Origin of the sequence: Collinsella provencensis (assembly GCF_900199705.1) — a bacterium.
GTDB classification, from domain to species: Bacteria; Actinomycetota; Coriobacteriia; order Coriobacteriales; family Coriobacteriaceae; genus Collinsella; species Collinsella provencensis.
The window spans coordinates 812,937-829,720 of record NZ_LT904908.1; the positions used below are offsets into that span (position 1 = coordinate 812,937).

General features: G+C 53.4%; 22 protein-coding genes. 2 read left to right on the forward strand and 20 right to left on the reverse strand.

Going from position 1 to position 16,784, the window contains the following annotated elements; genetic code table 11:
• Positions 1 to 39: 39 nt before the first annotated feature.
• From C1711_RS03730 to guaA, 19 genes are all read right to left on the reverse strand, one after another.
• Positions 40 to 318 carry a hypothetical protein gene (locus C1711_RS03730; RefSeq protein ID WP_159060038.1) on the reverse strand — a complete coding sequence of 93 codons (279 nt, stop codon included), beginning with the start codon at positions 316 to 318 and terminating at the stop codon, positions 40 to 42.
• 63 nt (positions 319 to 381) lie between these two features.
• A complete protein-coding gene (locus tag C1711_RS03735; protein ID WP_102337852.1) occupies positions 382 to 783 on the reverse strand; it encodes an HK97-gp10 family putative phage morphogenesis protein in 402 nt (133 codons plus the stop codon).
• Complete coding sequence (locus tag C1711_RS03740) at positions 773 to 1,021, reverse strand: hypothetical protein (protein ID WP_159060039.1); 249 nt, start codon at positions 1,019 to 1,021, stop codon at positions 773 to 775. The genes C1711_RS03735 and C1711_RS03740 overlap by 11 nt, the downstream gene beginning before the upstream one ends.
• A 72-nt stretch (positions 1,022 to 1,093) precedes the next feature.
• On the reverse strand, positions 1,094 to 1,378 hold the full coding sequence (locus tag C1711_RS03745; RefSeq protein ID WP_102337854.1) for a phage head-tail connector protein: 285 nt from the start codon (positions 1,376 to 1,378) through the stop codon (positions 1,094 to 1,096).
• A gap of 31 nt (positions 1,379 to 1,409) precedes the next feature.
• Complete coding sequence (locus tag C1711_RS03750) at positions 1,410 to 2,219, reverse strand: hypothetical protein (RefSeq protein WP_102337855.1); 810 nt, start codon at positions 2,217 to 2,219, stop codon at positions 1,410 to 1,412.
• Positions 2,220 to 2,255: 36 nt separating this feature from the next.
• On the reverse strand, positions 2,256 to 2,837 hold the full coding sequence (locus C1711_RS03755; protein WP_159060040.1) for a DUF4355 domain-containing protein: 582 nt from the start codon (positions 2,835 to 2,837) through the stop codon (positions 2,256 to 2,258).
• A 135-nt stretch (positions 2,838 to 2,972) separates the two neighbouring features.
• The gene (locus tag C1711_RS03760; protein WP_102337857.1) at positions 2,973 to 3,380 is read right to left on the reverse strand and encodes a hypothetical protein; all 408 of its coding nucleotides are present in this window, start codon (positions 3,378 to 3,380) and stop codon (positions 2,973 to 2,975) included.
• Between the two features lies 1 nt (position 3,381).
• A complete protein-coding gene (locus tag C1711_RS03765; protein WP_102337858.1) occupies positions 3,382 to 4,191 on the reverse strand; it encodes a minor capsid protein in 810 nt (269 codons plus the stop codon).
• A complete protein-coding gene (locus C1711_RS03770; RefSeq protein ID WP_102337859.1) occupies positions 4,172 to 5,524 on the reverse strand; it encodes a phage portal protein in 1,353 nt (450 codons plus the stop codon). The genes C1711_RS03765 and C1711_RS03770 overlap by 20 nt, the downstream gene beginning before the upstream one ends.
• A gap of 3 nt (positions 5,525 to 5,527) precedes the next feature.
• Complete coding sequence (locus C1711_RS03775; protein ID WP_102337860.1) at positions 5,528 to 6,766, reverse strand: PBSX family phage terminase large subunit; 1,239 nt, start codon at positions 6,764 to 6,766, stop codon at positions 5,528 to 5,530.
• A gap of 11 nt (positions 6,767 to 6,777) precedes the next feature.
• On the reverse strand, positions 6,778 to 6,966 hold the full coding sequence (locus C1711_RS07710) for a hypothetical protein (RefSeq protein WP_159060041.1): 189 nt from the start codon (positions 6,964 to 6,966) through the stop codon (positions 6,778 to 6,780).
• 260 nt (positions 6,967 to 7,226) lie between these two features.
• Complete coding sequence (locus C1711_RS03785; RefSeq protein WP_102337862.1) at positions 7,227 to 7,679, reverse strand: hypothetical protein; 453 nt, start codon at positions 7,677 to 7,679, stop codon at positions 7,227 to 7,229.
• Between the two features lie 131 nt (positions 7,680 to 7,810).
• A complete protein-coding gene (locus tag C1711_RS03790) occupies positions 7,811 to 8,212 on the reverse strand; it encodes a hypothetical protein (protein ID WP_102337863.1) in 402 nt (133 codons plus the stop codon).
• A 225-nt stretch (positions 8,213 to 8,437) separates the two neighbouring features.
• Positions 8,438 to 8,884, reverse strand: coding sequence for a hypothetical protein (locus C1711_RS03795; RefSeq protein WP_102337864.1), 447 nt, complete (start codon positions 8,882 to 8,884; stop codon positions 8,438 to 8,440).
• Positions 8,885 to 8,900: 16 nt separating this feature from the next.
• Complete coding sequence (locus C1711_RS03800; protein ID WP_102337865.1) at positions 8,901 to 9,515, reverse strand: helix-turn-helix domain-containing protein; 615 nt, start codon at positions 9,513 to 9,515, stop codon at positions 8,901 to 8,903.
• A 41-nt stretch (positions 9,516 to 9,556) separates the two neighbouring features.
• The gene (locus C1711_RS03805) at positions 9,557 to 9,727 is read right to left on the reverse strand and encodes a ribbon-helix-helix protein, CopG family (protein ID WP_102337866.1); all 171 of its coding nucleotides are present in this window, start codon (positions 9,725 to 9,727) and stop codon (positions 9,557 to 9,559) included.
• 270 nt (positions 9,728 to 9,997) lie between these two features.
• Entirely contained in the window at positions 9,998 to 10,591 is a 594-nt protein-coding gene (locus C1711_RS03810) for a hypothetical protein (RefSeq protein ID WP_102337867.1), read from the reverse strand.
• The gene (locus C1711_RS03815) at positions 10,584 to 11,810 is read right to left on the reverse strand and encodes a tyrosine-type recombinase/integrase (protein ID WP_159060042.1); all 1,227 of its coding nucleotides are present in this window, start codon (positions 11,808 to 11,810) and stop codon (positions 10,584 to 10,586) included. The genes C1711_RS03810 and C1711_RS03815 overlap by 8 nt, the downstream gene beginning before the upstream one ends.
• 153 nt (positions 11,811 to 11,963) lie before the next feature.
• A complete protein-coding gene (gene guaA / locus C1711_RS03820; protein ID WP_199824835.1) occupies positions 11,964 to 13,571 on the reverse strand; it encodes a glutamine-hydrolyzing GMP synthase in 1,608 nt (535 codons plus the stop codon).
• A 451-nt stretch (positions 13,572 to 14,022) separates the two neighbouring features.
• Here guaA and C1711_RS03825 point away from each other — a divergent pair, with 451 nt between their 5' ends.
• Together C1711_RS03825 and C1711_RS03830 are read left to right on the forward strand one after the other, a co-directional pair.
• The gene (locus C1711_RS03825; RefSeq protein WP_102338552.1) at positions 14,023 to 15,039 is read left to right on the forward strand and encodes an asparaginase; all 1,017 of its coding nucleotides are present in this window, start codon (positions 14,023 to 14,025) and stop codon (positions 15,037 to 15,039) included.
• 118 nt (positions 15,040 to 15,157) lie between these two features.
• Entirely contained in the window at positions 15,158 to 15,367 is a 210-nt protein-coding gene (locus C1711_RS03830; protein WP_102338553.1) for a helix-turn-helix domain-containing protein, read from the forward strand.
• Positions 15,368 to 15,598: 231 nt separating this feature from the next.
• On the opposite strand, the gene ychF is transcribed toward C1711_RS03830, so the two are convergent.
• Positions 15,599 to 16,675: a redox-regulated ATPase YchF gene (gene ychF / locus C1711_RS03835; RefSeq protein WP_102337869.1), complete on the reverse strand. Its 1,077-nt coding sequence runs from the start codon at positions 16,673 to 16,675 to the stop codon at positions 15,599 to 15,601.
• Positions 16,676 to 16,784 lie beyond the last annotated feature (109 nt).

Sequence of the window (16,784 nt, forward strand, 5' to 3'; positions counted from 1 at the left end):
TCAACTCCTTTGCGTTATTCAGTTGTGAAGTCGTGGAGCCTAATGCTTGGCTACCACGTCGAAGTAGGTGAGGACTTGCGGGGTGTTGGTGTCGGCGTCGAGCAACGCACCGCCCCCGTTCGAAGAGATTGAGCAACCGAACTTGGTAGAGTCCCCAAGAGTCACTAACGAGTCGGTTATCTTCTGCTCAACCTCTACCGCCTGTTCCTGAGTCTTTGCGAACACTCGCGTTTGCAGACGGTATGTGGCTACCGCACCGTTGTCCGTGGCACGGTAGAAGGAATATGTGATAGCGGGCTTTCCCGCCTTCTCTGTCATATATGCTTGCGGGGCTATTCCTGTAGCCTGTTGGATAGCCCCCAATAGGCTTGAAAGTATCATCTAAAACAACCCCTCGAACTTCTTTGTAATGTCTGATTGCTTCTCTCGTGCGGCTGGTTCCAAGAAGGGTTGCGGCTCGTTGCCGCTCGTCGTAACCCAGCCGTGCGAACCCTCGTATCTCCAAGGCGTCTTGCGTCCGTTGCCCTTGCTTGAGTGGATGCCCGTGCCGACTTCGACATATGGTGCGTACTCGACGTTCGAGAAGACAACGCCCTCTCGCCCATCGTCCTCTACCTCGAAGTCTATGGAACGTCTCAAGTTGCCCGTGTCGGACGGACACTTCTCTCTCGCCGCACCCTGAACCTCCGCACACGCTTCCGCCATCGCCCGTTTGAGGTAGTTGGGTAAGTCCTTGTGTATGAACTCGCTAAGGTTCTGTGATACCTCGTGATTACTGGGCATTGGCGTTTCCGATTCGCTTTAGTTCAAGTACCCACTCGCACCCTTTGAAGGGTGTGGAAGTCTCAACCGTGAACTCTTCGTCTATGAGGGTGCCTTGTGGCAAGTCCTCAAGCGAGAAGCCAACCGCGTCGTAACGGGTGGTGATTAGTTCGTTCTGGTTGAATGTGCTTTGGGTGGGCGTGGTTATGTAGAGGGCAACGGCTCGGGATTCGTCGTAATCATCGAAAGCGAATCCCAAGCCGTCTGTTTTCCTGATTGGCTCTTGGATTGAGTGCTCAGTCATTCGTGAACGGAACATAGGCACTCACCCCTAAGCGGTGCGTATACGCTTGTGCTTGTTGAGTGATGCGTAGATAGCGGGGCTGTAGTCGCTCGTATAGGAAAGCGAGACACCGCCCGCCGATTCGCTCGATAAGCCCTGTGAATCCAACTTCGTCAAGTCCTCTTGGACAATCTTGAAGATAGTCGCGTTGAGCGAACTGTCTACCTCGTCCAAATGGCAGTAGTCGCATACGAAGTCGGTTGCGTTCTCCAAGAGAAGTGAGAGAAGTTCGTCAGAGAGTGCGGGGTATAGGATTTTGAGTTTACTTAGCATCTATAGCCCCTCTCTTTATTCGGTTGTATGACTAAGCAGCGGCAGTGTTGAAGTTGATGATGCAAGACTCGGTATCGTCAACGAGTGCGATAAGTCCGTGGCGTTCGTAGACAACGAGGTTGTCTTTAGTCTCGATATCTCTGTCCTGCTCTACGGTACCCTCACGCTTGACGAAGAAGCGTACAGCGTCCTTCTTGGTTGCGTAGACGGTGTTGGCGGGAACGAGTTTGGAGAAGATTACGGGAACGCCGCAAACTGTGCCGAACTGTCCGGTGTAAACGATATCGCCTTGACGGCTTGCAATGAAGTCAGCGTCCTTGCGGATAGCGGCCTTGCCGTCACCGCCCATAAGTAGGAAGAGGTTGTCTTCGTTCTCAACGCCGATTTCCTGTAGAGCATCAACGATTGCGTCATAGGTGAGTGCGGTTGTAACGTCAACGGAGTTGCTAATCTTGGCGAGTTCGGTGAAGTATTCGGTGCGGATTTCGTTAGCCATAGCCTTGGCCGCACCATCGGCGAACACGTCTTGGATGGTTGGGTCAGTCATAACGTCAATGTCGTTGAACTTGTAGGACTGCTGGTAACGCTTGACTGTGTAATCAGTCTCTTCCATATCAATGGAGCCGTACTTGGTGTTCTTGGCACCCTTGGCGAGTGCTTCGACGGTGCCGGAATAGGTGTACTTGTGTACCTTCTTGGTGAGTCCAGCGTCGGTTGTGAGGGTGGTGTCGAGAGTCATAAGAGAGTTCACGTCAAGAAGGGAGTTGACGGTATCGGTAATCTTGTTCTCGACTACGAAGTTGGAATATAAATCAATGGTTCCGGCGGTAGGTTCAGCCATGTTTGATTCTCCTTATTCAGTTGTAGGGTTGGTTTATCAGCCACGCCCCGAAAGCGTCTTATATAGTTCGGGGTTGGACTTGTAGAGTGCGTTCTGTTGAGACAACGGCATTGCTCGGAACTGCTCTTGGGTGATGTGCGTGTCAAGAGGTAGGTTCTTCTTCGGAGTCTTGGTTGCAAGACGCTTCTCTACTTCTGCTTTGACGGAAGCCTTGAAAGCGTTGTCCAGACGGTTGATGTTGTCCATCATCTCGTCCGCGTCCTCGGCAACAACCATGTCCACGAGTTGAGCGGAAATGCCCCTGTCGGCGAGGATTTGAGAAGCGGTAGCCTTGTTCTCTGCGAGTGCGAGTTCCTTTTCCTTGGCTTCGATTGCCTTCTCTCGCTGCTCAAGTTCATACTGGAACTTCTGCTCCTCGTTCATCTGTGCGAGTTTTGCGGCTTCCTTTATCTTCGCTTGGCTCTTTCGCTCAGCCTTCTTCATCGCTTCGGAGACTCGCTTATCGCCCTCCTTCTGTAGGAGTTCGCGGACTTCCTCTTCCGTATAGGTGTGGGGTGTGGATTCCTGAGTCTCGGTTGCCTGAGTCTCTTGGGACTGGTTCACGGCTTCGTTTTCCATAGTCATTTCCTTTCATTCGAGTTGCGGCGATACACCGCCCCTGCTAAATCAAAAGAGAGTTGAAGCGTTCTGCTCCCCCTCTCGTTCGTTCATCTGTATTTGAAAAAAGCGGGCTGTCTTTTATCGGGTTTAGCCCTAACCCTTCAATGGAAGTTGTTCCAAGTCCCGCATGAGTTCGTGGACATACGAGTTTCCGCCCATCTTCTCGTAGGCTCGGAACTGAGCCTGTAGGTAGTCCAAGGTGCGGTAGTCGATGTATCCGAGTTCCATATACTCCTTGTGTCTATCGACTATCTTGCCTTTGATGCGGGAAATGCTCGCTTCCTTGAGGACTTGTGTATCCTCCTCGTTCTTCTCAACCTTCTCCAAGAGAGAGTCGAGTTTGGAGTTCAAGTTGTCTATCTTCGTCTTCTTCGTCTCTACGAAGTGGAACTGCTCGTTGAGGTAGCCAAGGAACTTCACGATAGCGGCGATACAACCCGCCAATATCGAGCAAAATCCTATGAACTCCCCAAGAGTGTAGGTAGATATGAGTTCGAGCACGCTAATCACCTACAAGCGTGTAAGTGCAGGTGCAACGCGGGTGTACTGGTAGAAGTTTCTCAAGTTCCTCTAACGTGTATATCTCGCCGTTGTGCTCTTGGCACTCGTGGCAGCAAGTAGGAGACGCTAAGAACTTGCCCTTGGTGAAGCCGTACTCCTTGTATCGTTGAGTCTGTGCGTAGACTTGGGCGTGTGCGGTTTCCGTGCGTACAAGGCGGAATGCGTTCTCGCGGCTAACCTCAAGTTTGTCGCTCATTGCCTTCGCTATCTCCCAATGGGACTTGCCTTGAACTAAAGCGTCTGAGAGTGCCTTCTTGATTTGGGGCATTAGTTTCTGCTTGTCGTTCCAAACCCTATCTGAGAAGTTCTTGCCATCCAGACACCATACTTGGTTGACTATCTGCTTGCCGTCTATGGCGTGGGCGTTCATAAGTGCCGTGTTGACGGCTGATGTAGTGGCTACGATGTTGGAATCAACTATGTCCAGCGTCTCTTGGTACGCCTTGACTATCGCTGGTTCCGTGATTCGTATCTGCTCGCGTCCGAGTACCTTTAGACGCTCGTTTATCTCCTCCAAGAGTTCCCAATAACGACGGTTGCGGTACAAGTCGTTCGCTTGGATAGGCTCGCCCGCTTCCTTCTGGGACTCAATCTTTGCGAACACCTCAAGTATCGAGTTGCGGAGTGCGGTTGCCTGTTCGTGATAGATAGCGGCTAGTTCCCTCTCGGTGTCCTTGTTGAGCCGATTGTAGGAGTTCTCTTGCTCTTCCTTGATTCTCTCCTGCCAGTAGTTATTCCGTCTCTTCGCCATTAGCCATCACCTGTTCAGCGGTGCCGTATGGGTCGAGATACGGTTCGTTCTGCTTCTCGATACGCTCAAGTTCCTGTGTAACGTCCTTGATGAACGGGATTTGAGAGAGTAGGGTTTCGTCGCTAACGAGTCCGCGTAGGCTGTTCACCATGTTCACAGTATCGAGGATGCTTGTTGGTAGGTTGTGCTTGAAGGAAACCTCCACGGGGCAAGCATCCGTATCAACGAGTTCGAGAATCGTGTTGATAAGCGAGATACGCTTCTGCAACGCCTTGCGGAAACGTGCTTCGATGTTCGAAGCGATGTTGTTGAAGCCAACCAACTTGAACTGTAGTGCGATGCCGGAACTAACGCCGTTGTTGAACTCCTCGCTTGAGAAGTCCGGCGAGTTGCTAACCGTGTGAATGGAAGAGTTGATGTTGTCTAATAGGTTCTGGATTTGGGTGTCGCTGATGTTCTTGGTGAGATAGGAAACGTCGCTCTCGCCGTCGATGATGATTGTGCGGTTCGCCTTCATCTCAGCCAAGTCCTCAGATGTGGCGTCGAGGTTCTTGAGAACCATGTAGGCGTCAACGAACGCCGCGAAGTCGTTCACCTCGTCGGATAGGAGTGCGTTGTAGGCGTCCTGTAGCGAGATGATGGGTTCGAAGATGGGCGTGTTCTCCTTGTTCAAGTCGAATACTACGAACGGTACCTCCTTGAAGTAGTGCGGTTCGACTTCCAAGAGGGTGAAGTTGTTGAACGTGTTGGTGCTCTCGTAATGGTAGATATCGGAGTCGGTGTAAACGTCAACGCCCCAAACCTCGGGTGCCGTCTCGTCCTGCCAGTTCTGAATCGGGTAATAGTAGATTGCGAAGAGCAAGTCTTCATCCAAGTCGTTCGAGTAGATTGGAACGACTGAGCGTGCGTCCACGTTCTTGAAACGGTTCTCGTTGTCCTCGTTCACGTAGCAGAGTTCAAACGCGATGCCGTTTACAAGAGCATCTTGTAAGAACTCGGAGTCCGTGTTGATTACGTCGTTGCCGTTGAGAACGTCTTGGATGTTGCTAATATCCGCCCTGTCAATCCCAACGTAGGAGACGGGATTGCCAGTTAGATATCCTTGGAAGTTCTCAACGATAGTCTTGCAGTAGTTCTTTACGATTCTGTTGTTGGGACGGGATGGGTCTGGGTTCGTGCGGTTCATGATAGCCTGTCCGCGTCCCTCGAAGTACCCGTTGGCACGTTCGAGCATTGGAACTACCTTCTCTTGGTGCTTGCGGATTACCTTGCCGATGATTTGCGGGGTGAGTTCATCACCCTTGTCGAATAGAATCTTGTAAATCGTTCTCACCCCTTATAACGAGTATTTCGGTAGTGTCTTTAGACGGTGCTTGTGCTCGCAACATTGGAGCGAGTACCTAAGTGCGTCTATGGCGTGGTTGTAGGCGTCTATAGGCTCGTTCACGTACTCGCCCGTTGACTTGTCCTTCTTCCACGAATAGTTCTCCAACTCTTCCAAGAGGTTGAAGCAGGAAGAGTCAACTACTATCTCGTATTGCTGTAGTTTCTGGATGCCCTGTAGAACTGAGCCTTGTCCTTTGGCGGCGGGCTTGATGCGGGTTATCCCCGCACGCTTTATTTCCTCTATAGACTTCATCTCAGCGGAGTCAGCGACGATGGTTGACTTGGATAGCCCCATCACTTTTAGTTGTGCGGCTATCTCGTCGTTCAGAAGCCCAGTCTTGAAGAACTCTCGGATTACGTAGAGTTTGGAGTTGTCTTCGTCCAATAGGCAATCGACAATGGCTGTCGGGTCGTTGACGAAGCCGAAGTCCAAGCCTACGAGATGCTGATATCCGTGCTTGCTCAGTTCCGCTATATCAAGTTCTTCTGAGCGGTAGTTGGTGATTATCTGCTTCGATAGCGAACCCCATTCCCCGAGAGTGTAGACGCGGTAGTAATAGGGATTCGTCCGCTCATAGTTTTCAAGTGTCTCGATTGTCTCTTGGTTGAGAAAGGGATTGTCCTTGTAAGTCGTGCGGCTGATGATACAGTTGGGTTCTCTACAACCGTCTTCGAAGAAGTGCTTGAAGAGCCAGTTGGCTTTCGATACGGGGTTGCTCATAAGAACGACTTGATTGAGCAACTTACCCTTTCCACGGGTACGCTGTAGCAACTGTGAGTAATCGTCAAAGGTTATCTCAGACGCTTCCTCAATGAGAATGTCGTTGATATCGGGTATCGACTTGACTTTCTCGAAATCGTCAAGCCCCATCAAGAGGAAACGGCTACCGTTGGTAAGTCGCACCTCCATAGTCGTTTGGTTGATGGTGCAAAGTTGCTTTACCTTGAACTGTCCAAGAGTCCTGAGCAAGTCTTCCCAACAAGAGCGGCGAACGTCAACCGCACTCTTGCGGACAATCAATATCTTTCTGTTGGGTTCGGACAACGCACGGTACACGGCTCTCTGAAACGAGAAGTAGGACTTGCCTGAGCCGCCACCGCCTAAGAGTAGTATTACCCTGTGTTCGTTGTCCAAGAGCAAGGGTAGAAAAGCCGGTGCGAACACTCGGCGGGATATTCTGATGTTCATAGGCAACGCCCTTAGTCCGTAAGCGTTACCTCTATGGTTGAGTTGGAATCAACCTTGTAGTTCTCGGTGTAGAATCCGCCCATCTTGTTGAGCAGGTCGATAGCCTTGAGCCTGTCGCTGTTGGAGTTCTCTTCGTTGAACGCAATCTCTCTGAGATTGAAGATTGTCTCGTTGCGGCGGATGGTTTGCGATTCCTCCACCTTCTTCTCCAACTTCTCAATCTGCTTTTGGACGGCTGGTTTGTGGCGGTACTCGTATGCTTGGCTTCTGATTGTCGTGGTACTCGGTAAGTCGGATTCATCCCTGTCGGGGTGAATCTCCAACCAAAGTCGGCGGTATGCGGCACTCGCGTTATAGCCGCACTCCAAGACATATAGTTCCGCAAACCGCTTGTTCTTCCTCGCGGTAGTCCAATCGTTCAAAGTGCTTTTGGTTCCTGCCAATCGCCGCACCTCCTAACTTAGTATTCGTATACCTCGAAGCACTCTTGGTACTTCCAATAGGGCAATAGGTAGAGGGAAATGTACTTATAACCATCGTCCTTCGTCACCTTGCGGAACGATTCGAACCTAACCAAGTGGCGTAAGTTCTCCGCACTTATGGCGATGAACCTGTCAGTTTGGTTCGGGTCAACGAAGCAGAAGTAATCGGCCTTGGAAGTCCAAAGCCAACTCTTATGGGTGCCGTAGTAGTTCGTGACGCTATCCTCCAACGCGAGGTTTCCGGTTTCAGCGAAGCGGTAATCAGTCTTCACTTCGTATGTAAGCCCGTCTGCGGCTATCAAATCAACGTCTTGGGCTTGGTACTCGGATTCCTCGCTCAAGTCTCTTATTTCGGCTCCTATGGCTTCGAAGTATCCCTTTACAACTCTCTCGCCAACCTTGCCCCTCTTCTTATCATCTGTAAAAGACATCTCAATGTTTCTCCTTTTCCTTTTTCCTGAGCAATAGAAAAGGGCAGAGGTGTTAGCCCCTGCCCTCTCCAAGAGAAACAGCAGATATGACTGCTGTACCTATTTGAAAAAACTAGACTTGCTTTTATCGACTATCGCCCGTTTAGGCAGTGAGCCACGCGGGCGGCATAGGAGTGCTTGACGCTCGGGTTCTCACGCTTGTTCTTCTCGAAATCGTTCTTGAGGTGTAGTTCACGCTCCCCAAGAGTACGCCAGTAATCGGGTTCCTTTGAGAGTCCGTCGCGGTAGGACTCGTAGAACTTGGCCGCGTCATCGAGCGTGGCGGGTTCGATTTCATCGAGTGCGTTGAAGCCTACGGACTTTAGGAACTTCACGAAGTCGCTTGCGGCGAATACCGTCTCCTTGCGGTTGAGTTCCATGGAGATAAGGTTGCGGCACGCTTCGCTTACGTTCATCTCGTTTGCCTGTGCGAACGCTTCAATCTTCGCCTTCATGGAGTCGGATACGCGGAGTTGGATAGTGTTGTTCATCATCGTTTCTTTCCTTTCGCTGTAGTGATTTGTATTACCTCTTTCCCCCAAATAAAAAGGAAGGACGGCGGTGAAACCGTCCCTCCCCAACAGAAAGGAAAGAGGTAAATAGCAAATGGCAGTTCGCTATTCACTTATATATGAAAGTTGGGCTATGTTTTTTAGCCTGTTATGCCCAACTTTTCTGAACTTTTTTCCAAGAGACTCAAGTAGTAAGTCCCCGTGCGGCTAAGCCTTCTTCATGAGTTGGCGTGCCTTCATAACGAGTCGTTGGGCTTCGCTAACCTTCTTGCGTCCAACCTCCAACGCCCAGAGGAAGTCTTCACCTTCGACGGTGATGAACTTGTTTCCGCCCGTCTTCTTCTTGGCGGCGAAAGCGAACACGCCAAGCATGAGCAAGCGGGTAGCCGTCACGCGGGACTGTAGTTCCTCCCCGTCCTCAAGCGTGATTGACTGGATTTCGCCCCAAGTTGCGATACCGGACTCTTCTTCGTTGTTAGTCACCTTGTACTCGATACCGTTCTCGCGGAGGAACAAGGTTGCAGTCATATCGTCGCTGAACATGAACTGGACAACCTTGCCGTACTTCTCAACCTTCTCCAACTCACCCTGTTTCTTGGCTTCTTTGCGGGCTTGCTTCTCCTCGCGTGACTCCTTGTTTCCGAATAGTCCCATAATCGTTTCCTTCCCTCTAATAGACGTAGTTTCCAAACCCTATTTGATTGGCTTGCGTAGCAAGCCCCGCTTTCGGCTTGTCCGAAAGCGAATAAACAGTCTCATTATAAGTCTCAGTCTCAGTTTCAGTATCAGTCAAAGTATCAGTACCAGTCTCAGTATCAGTTACAGTATCAGTATCAGTTACATATGTTGGACAAGTTGGACAGTTGGACACCTCGTTTGATAGTAGTTCTGGGTAATCCTTCTTGATAATCCCAAGTCTGTAAGAGACGGTGCTCTTAGGGATATCGAGTTGTTGTTCGATTTCCCGCACGCTCATACCCTCGTTGACAAGTTCGGCTATTTCGTCAAGCCGCAAATCCTTTGCTTTGTACTCTCTTTTGGATTCCCTACTCAACTCGTATCTTTCTTGGTTCTTTAGTGCGGACTGTTGGAGTTGCTTTAGCATCACCTTTATCATCTTGTTGTCCGTGGTGGTGTCCCCGCTCAAGACTGTCTGTATCGCCGCGATTGCGAACTCCCCTGCGAGTTCCGTATCGTCCTCGTAGAGCATTTCAATCTGTTCGAGGACGGAACTATATATAACCGCACTGTCGCGGCAAGCGTCTAAGTTGAAGTCAGTAATCATTACCCGTTTCCTTCCTATATTCAGTTGTCAATATTCGGTTGTTAGTCGGCTAAGCGTTCACGGATAGCACGGCGGATGAACTCACCGCTTGAGATTCCCTCTTGCTTTGCGGCTTCACGAACTTCCTCTCTCAACTCTCTTGGAAGTTCGACGGAGAGACTGATTAGTTTCTCGTAACGCTTCGCCCAGTATTCCTTCTGCTTCTCGTTCATTGCTGTTTCTCCTTTCGGTATTTGCCCAAAGTTTCCAGCCTGAAAAAAAAAGAGGAAGTCCCGAAACGAGACTCCCCCTTCTCAGGAAGGAAAAGGCATATTTGGTTGTTCACTATGTATTGAAAGTTGGGCTATGGTTTTTATACTGTCTTGCCCAGAAATCTCAAACTTTTTTTCTAAGTCTATTCTACCCAGCGGGGTTTCAAGTGCCAACCGTGAAACGGGTACCTACGATAAGAGAAGGGGGCGTTGCCGCCCCCTCTTCAAGAACTAAAACTCGCTCGGTTTCTCTCTTGCTTCGAGCGTGCGGGCAACCACCCGCAACGAGTCCGGTATATTCCTGCCGTCGCGGTTGAGCCTATCAACGTAGTCCATCGCGTACCAAATCATTTCCTCCACGAAGTCCCAAGAGTAACTTTGAAGTCTCTGAGCCATAATGTCCCCAACCTCGCCCATTGAGAGTTCGGGGTTTTTTTCCTGAGTCTGCTTCATCCACTCAACGAAGCCGCACACGGCAATAGGCTCAATCAAAGCCCAGTCAACTTCACTCGCTTCCTCGTTCTCTCTTGGAAGAAACCAACGGACTAAGTAGGAACGTGTATCTTCGTCCCTGTCCTCAAGGTACATTCGAACGTCTCGCACTTGCTCCTCGTTCACCTCTTGGCGTATGTCCGCGTCGCTCAGGATGTACCTATCATCACTCACACGCTTGTACCAAGGCTTCACAATCGAATAGCAGAGCATTTCGCCGCTCAGCATCTTTTCCAACTTGAACTTTCCAAGAGAGTCGAAGAGTTCTTCGTGTAGCGAGTTGTAGGAGTCGAAAACCCATTTGGTGAACTCGTCGCGGCTCTCGCTAATCATCCCGCTCCATCCTCTCTTCGAACGCCTTGGATATAAGTTCCATACTCTGATACTTCAAGTCATCGTCACCAACGCCCGCGTAGGTGTCCATAACCATAGACACCGTATCACCGAGAATGGCGGCAAGCGTCTTGATATCAACCACCTTCTCTTGGACTGCCACGGTTGCGAACGTATGCCTAAGTCCGTGCATAGTCAGATAGGTACCGTCGCTTGCCTTGACGTTGTTTCTCCTACAGAACCTACCGAAGTTCTGAGTCACCCATTGGGGCTTGCGGAACTCTTCTTTGTCCCCGACTACATACCAGTTCGGTTCTGGTTCGTCTACGCCCTCCATCCAACAGACTCTTCTCTTCCACTCAACCAACTTCTCCTTGAGCCTTGGGGCTATTGGGATGATGCGTTCGGAGTTCTTAGTCTTGGGACTCTTGGCGTAAGGCTCGTTGCCGTTGCGTGCTATGGCGTTGCGTATCGCCAACTTGTCTTGCGAGAGGTACACGTCCCTCCAACGAAGCCCGCATATCTCCTGCCCTCTCATACCCGTGTACAAGGCGAGGAAATAGCACATCGCGTGTACGTCCCCGCGTTCCCTCTTCCAACGCCTTTCAAGGGCTTCTGTGAGCCTACGGAGTGATTCGTCCGTGGCGAAAGCCTTCTCACGCTTGCCCGCCTTGGGGGACTTCAAGAAGCGGAAGGGCGTGTCCTCAATCTTCTCTCGCTCAATGTCGAAGTTGTAGACTCGCCGCAAAAGAGAGTACGGGATTCCAAGAGTTCCGGTAGAGATACCCTTGCCCTCAAGCATACGGGTTTCCCACTCTTCTATGTCGCTCTTGGAGAGTTTGGTATAGGACTTGTCGGCTATTGGGTCGGGGAAGATATAGAGGTTGGCAACCTGCCATTTGGCAGTGAGCGTCGATTGCTCGTAAGTCCCTTTCGATACCTCGTGCTGTAGGTAGTCGAGGTATTCACGCAGACGCTCGCCAACTGTCTTGCGGTTGGTGTCCTTCACCGTTTCCATCGGGTTCGTGGTTCGTGCCTTGCGGTTCAACTCGTGCTTCCAGTCCTCGAAGAGGGCTTGGGACTCACGCTTCTTGGCGGTGAACAACTTCGATTTCTGGTGTCTCTTGCCGTCAGAGTCGTACCAGTAGAGGTTGCCTTGCCACTTGCCCTTGTTATCACGCCAGACGATGCCCGTACCCGTGTAGAAGTCCCTAGCCATAGCAAAAGCCCCTTTCAATGGCTCGTGATGTACTCCCACTCGATATTCGGGATTGTACATCATCTGTCCATCAAAAGGGGCTTGATATTTGCCTTTGATGTACCTACACTGTTGCTAAGCCGCTGGTAGATGGTGGTGGGGTTCCGGTATTTCCTACTCCCACTCTATGGTCGCGGGGGGCTTGCTGGTTATGTCGTAGGCCACGCGGTTCACGCCGGGGACCTCGGCCACGATGCGTCCGGAAATGCGCGCGAGCACCTCGTAGGGCAGGCGCGCCCAGTCCGCCGTCATGGCGTCGCTACTCTCCACCGCGCGCAGGATCACCGGGCGCGCGTAGGTGCGCTCGTCACCCATCACTCCTACGCTCTTGATATCCGGCAGCACGCAGAAGTACTGCCAGCAGGAGTGCTCGCTGTTGCGCTCGCCGGTCTGCTCGAACAGGCGCTGGTTGTACTCGTCCAGCTCCTCGCGCACGATGGCGTCGGCGTTCTTGAGAATCCCGAGCTTCTCGGGGCTCACCGCACCGATGATGCGGATCGCCAGGCCCGGCCCCGGAAACGGCTGGCGATACACAATCGCCTCGGGCAGGCCAAGCGCCAAGCCAAGTTCGCGCACCTCATCCTTGAAGAAATGGTCGAGGGGCTCCACCAGGTCAAACGACACACCCTCGGGGAAAGGAATCAGGTTGTGGTGGCTCTTGATGGTCGACGCCTTACCACCCGTCTTACGCGCACCGCTCTCGATGATATCCGGGTAGATCGTGCCCTGCGCCAGGTACTTCACCGGGCGCCCGTCCTGCTCGAGCCGCTGTGCCACGGCGAAGAATTCCTTCCAGAACTGCGTGCCGATGATCCGGCGCTTCTGCTCCGGCTCGGTCACGCCCGCCAGCAGCGCGGCATAACGTTCCTCGGCGTGCACGTGGATGAAGTCCACGTCGAACTGCTTAGTGAAGACCTCCTCCACCTGCTCGGGCTCGCCCTTGCGCAGCAAGCCGTGGTTGATGAACACGCAGGTCATTTGCTTGCCCACGGCACGAGCTCCAAGCGCGGCGACCACACTCGAGTCCACACCGCCCGAAAGTGCGAGAATCACGCGGTTACCGCCCACCTGCGCACAAAAATCCGCGGTCATGGTCTCGACGAGATTGTCCATGGTCCACGTGGGCTCGAGCCCGCAGATGTCGAACAAGAAGTTGCTCAGCAACTGCTGGCCGAACTCGGTGTGCCTCACTTCGGGATGGAACTGCGTGGTGTAGATGCGACGCTCGGGGTTTTCCATCGCCGCAACCGGACACACGCTCGTGCTGGCCGTCACCGTGAAGCCCTCTGGCACGCGCGCCACAGCATCGCGGTGGCTCATCCACACGGTCTGCTTGAGCGGTGTGGAGTTAAACAAAGCGCTCTCGCGATCACGTTCGATGGTTGCCGGGCCGTACTCGCCCACCTCGGAATGACCGACCTCGCCTCCCAAAGCGACGGCCGTGACCTGGTGTCCGTAGCAGAAACCCAGCACGGGGATGCCAAGCTCGAAAATAGCCGGGTCGATGTTCGGAGCGTCCTCAGCATACACGGAGGCAGGGCCGCCTGAAAGGATGAGCGCCGCGGGGGCGAGCGCGCGCACCTCGTCTGCCGTCAAATCGCACGGCACGATTTCGGAGTACACGTGCAAATCGCGCACGCGGCGGGCGATGAGCTGCCCGTACTGCGCGCCGAAATCAAAAACCAAAACCTTCTGCCTCACCTGAGGATCAACCTGTCCCATAATCCCCTCTTCCAAAAACAAACGCGCCTCCGAGCGGACGATGCGCATGCGCTTTTTCGACCGATTTATGGTACTCGCACACAAAAAGATCGTCACCGCAATCGAAAACATCAATCACTTTTTAACAGAACGTGCGGAGAGGGCGACATCAACACCCTTCTCCGCCCCAAATTGACGAAAGTGTGGAACCTTTTGACAATTGCAAAAGTAGACAGCGACTTTGCTCTAAGAAACCGCAGGTATTTAATCTGCATGTATTCGGTCTACTCAAAGAGACACCAGAGACTGCTGCACTTTCGTCAATTTGGGGCGCTGCAGTCAAACCCGAGACACAATCGTGTGACATTTCACCCGCAAAATACTGTCATGCGTCATCCGCGGCCGTCTCTCTTCCCCGTTTTCACTCCCCTGCTCTACAATGGTGCAAACACCGAGGAAACGGATTATGCGCATGAAGAACATCCTGCTCATCGCCACCGGCGGCACCATCGCATCCGCCGAGGACGGCAACGGCCTCTCGCCCGCACTCACCGGCGAGGAGCTCGCCCGCAGCGTCCCCGAAATCGAGAGCCTGTGCAATCTCGACATCGTGCAGCCCATGAACATCGACAGCACCAACATGCGCCCCGCCGATTGGCTGCGCATCGCCGAGGTCGTTCGCGAGGGTTACGACACACACGACGGCTTTGTAATCCTGCACGGCACCGACACTATGGCCTACACCGCAGCGGCACTGTCCTACCTCATCCAAAACAGCCCCAAGCCCATCGTCCTCACCGGATCGCAGCAACCCATGGGCAATCCGTTCACCGATGCGAAAATCAACCTCTACCAGAGCCTGGCCTATGCCGTAGACGACCGATCGCGCGACGTGTGCATCGTCTTTGGCGGCTACGCAATCGCCGGTACGCGCGCCCGCAAGCAACGGACCATGAGCTTCAACGCGTTTTGCAGCGTGAACTACCCCGTATTGGCTTACCTGCGCCAGAATAAGATCATCCGCAGCGGTTCACCGGCAACAAGCCCCAGCGAGGACAACGCACCGCGGTTCTACTCCCAACTCGACCACCGCGTCTGCACGCTCAAGCTCACACCGGGCCTCACGCCCGACATCTTCCGCCTTCTCATGCCCGACTACGACGCCGTCATCCTTGAGACCTTCGGCGTGGGAGGCGTGCCCGAGCTCGGCTCCGACGACGCCTCGTTCCAGGAGGCGATCTTCAATTGGGTTGACTCAGGGCGAACCGTCGTGATGACCACTCAGGTCCCCGAAGAGGGCCTTGACCTGGGCGTCTATGAAGTCGGCCGTGCATATGCCGAGCATCCGGGCGTCCTTAAGGGTGGCGACATGACCACCGAGGCGCTCGTGGCGAAGACGATGTGGGCGCTGGGGCAAACGCGCGAACCCAAAAAGCTGCAGGAGCTGTTCTATCGCGTCGTCAACCACGACCGTATGAACGAGTGGTAAGACCCAATTCAAGAAATCCGCAATGAATGAGCGAAAAATCTTGGATTACCTGTGCGAATGGCGCAAGACGTAAACTGTAGTTTACATTCCACATCGAACACACGGCATGCTCGATGCCATGGAAAAGAGCATTCAACAGATACTCGGCGACAACATCTTCGCCATTCGCACGGACGCCGACCTCTCGAAGGTCGAATTTGCACTGCAGCTGGGTATTAGTCGCGTTGAACTCGACCTTATCGAAAACGGCAAATCAAACCCCAAGCTCAAAACCTTGGAAAAACTCGCCCGCAATCTCGGAAAAGAACCCTGGGAGCTCCTCCGGTAGCCAAATTGCCTGCATAGCCGGATATGATTCCCGCCTGATACATCAAACATCTCGTCGTTGCGGAAGACATTGCTCGCGCACAACGACCCCAATGGTCAAAAGCATCGATTCGCGCATCAATTTGACCATTGACGAGGAGTCATAGACGCGCGACGCCCCTTTCGAAACGTCGCGCGTCATAAACCTTGAATTTGGATGTGTGCGGCAACCGCATACCGCACATGAAGCAACTTACACGTTGAAGCGGAAGTGCATCACATCGCCGTCGTGCACGATGTACTCCTTGCCTTCCATACGCAGCTTGCCGGCCGCTTTGGCGCCCTGCTCGCCACCCAGCTCGATGTAGTCGTCATACGCGATGGTCTCTGCCTTGATGAAACCACGCTCGAAGTCGGTGTGAATCACGCCCGCCGCCTGCGGCGCCGTCGCTCCGCAACGCACGGTCCAAGCCTTGACCTCCATCTCACCGGCAGTGAAGAAGCTCTGCAGACCGAGCAGCTTGTAGGCGGCCTGAGCGAGAGTCTCCAGGCCAGAGCGCTCGAGACCCAGGTCGGCCAGGAACATCTCGGCTTCCTCGGGGTCGAGCTCGGAGAGCTCGGCCTCCACCTTGGCGCAGATGGGGATCGGGGTCACGCCGTCGATGGGCTCGAGATCCTCGCCCAGCATATCCTCGTCCACGTTCGCCACATACAGCATCGGTTTCATGGTGAGCAGGAACAGCCCCTTGGCGGCCGCGCGCTCGTCGTCCGTCATCTCCATGGCAGCGGCGCGGTTGCCTTCGTTCAGCCACTCGACCAGGCGCTTTGCCACGTTGAGCTTGGGCATGAGGTCCTTGTCGCGCTTCGCCTCTTTTTCGAGCTTGGGCAGTTGCTTTTCGAGCGTTTGAATGTCGGCGAGAATGAGCTCGGTCATGATGGTCTCGGCGTCGGCCATGGGGTCCACGAACTCGTCGGCACGGCCGGCCTCGCGCAGCACGTTGGGGTCCTTGAAGTAGCGCACGACCTCGCAGATCGCGTCGGTCTCGCGGATGTTGGCAAGGAACTGGTTGCCCAGGCCCTCGCCCGCGTTCGCGCCCTTCACCAGGCCGGCGATGTCAACGAACTCAACGGTAGCGGGCACGATGCGGCCCGGATGCACGATGTCCGCGAGCGCCTGAAGGCGGTCGTCGGGCACATCGACGATGCCCACGTTGGGGTCGATCGTGGCAAACGGGTAGTTGGCGGCAAGACCGCCCTTTTTGGTGAGTGCCGTGAACAGCGTGGACTTGCCCACGTTGGGCAGGCCGACGATACCGATGGAGAGTGCCATGAGGTTCCTTTACATGCAATCGCTCTATGCGAGGGGATTTGACCAGTCTATCTAGTATAGCCCGATACGCCCGTGCGCGCATGGGCTCCGAAGGCACCACACGAACGCC